Origin of the sequence: Cellulomonas sp. B6, assembly GCF_001462455.1 — a bacterium.
Taxonomy (GTDB): Bacteria; Actinomycetota; Actinomycetes; order Actinomycetales; family Cellulomonadaceae; genus Cellulomonas.
Map to the genome: position 1 here is coordinate 1 of NZ_LNTD01000248.1, position 870 is coordinate 870.

The window sequence follows — 870 nt, forward strand, 5'->3', positions numbered from 1 at the left end:
GTGGTGGGGTGGGTGACGGCGCGGGGTGGCGCGTCAGATGGAGTGGTGCGCGTCGGGGTCGCCGGGCGCGACGTGGTGCGTCGCGACGCCGAGGCCCTCGAGGAGCTCGGCGCGCAGCTCGGCGAGCTGCTGGTCGGCGCGGTCGCGCGGGCGCGTGCCCGGCACGTCGATGACGCGCGCGACGCTCGGCGTGCCCTCGGGGCAGCGTGCGAGGTTGCGCAGCAGCAGCACGCGGTCGGCCAGGTACAGGGCCTCCTCGACGTCGTGCGTCACGAGCAGCACGGTCGTCGGCTCGGCCGCGTGGACGTCGAGCAGCAGGTCCTGCATGCGCAGCCGGGTGAGGGCGTCCAGGGCGCCGAACGGCTCGTCGAGCAGCAGCACGCCGGGGTTGCGGGCGAGGGCCCGGGCGAGCGAGGCACGCTGCGCCATGCCGCCCGACACCTGACGCGGGCGCAGCCCGGCGGACTCCTCGAGGCCGACGAGCCGCAGCAGCTCGGCCACGCGCTCGCGGCCGGCGTCCTTCGGCGTGCCGCGGGGGAGCCCGAGCGCGACGTTCCCGGTCAGGCTGCGCCAGGGCAGCAGGCGCGGCTCCTGGAACGCGACGGCCGTGCGGCGGTCGACGCCCGTGACGGGGGTGCCGTCGAGCAGGATGCGCCCCGAGTCGGGGGTGTCGAGGCCGCTGACCTGGCGCAGCAGCGTCGACTTGCCGCAGCCCGAGGGGCCGACGAGCGCGACGATCTCACCGGCGCGCAGCTCGACGTCGAGGCCGTGCAGCACCGTGCGGGTCCCGGTGGGGGTGGCGAACGTGCGGCGCACGGCGTCGAGCGTGACGGTGTGCGCGTCGCGCCGGGCCGTGGGACCGGCCGTGGT

1 protein-coding gene is annotated in these 870 nt (G+C 77.2%); it reads right to left on the bottom strand.

The annotated features are described in order from the left end of the window. Window positions 1–33: 33 nt before the first annotated feature. On the bottom strand, window positions 34–870 hold an 837-nt coding region (locus ATM99_RS17460; protein ID WP_062104076.1), incomplete at its 5' end, for an ABC transporter ATP-binding protein.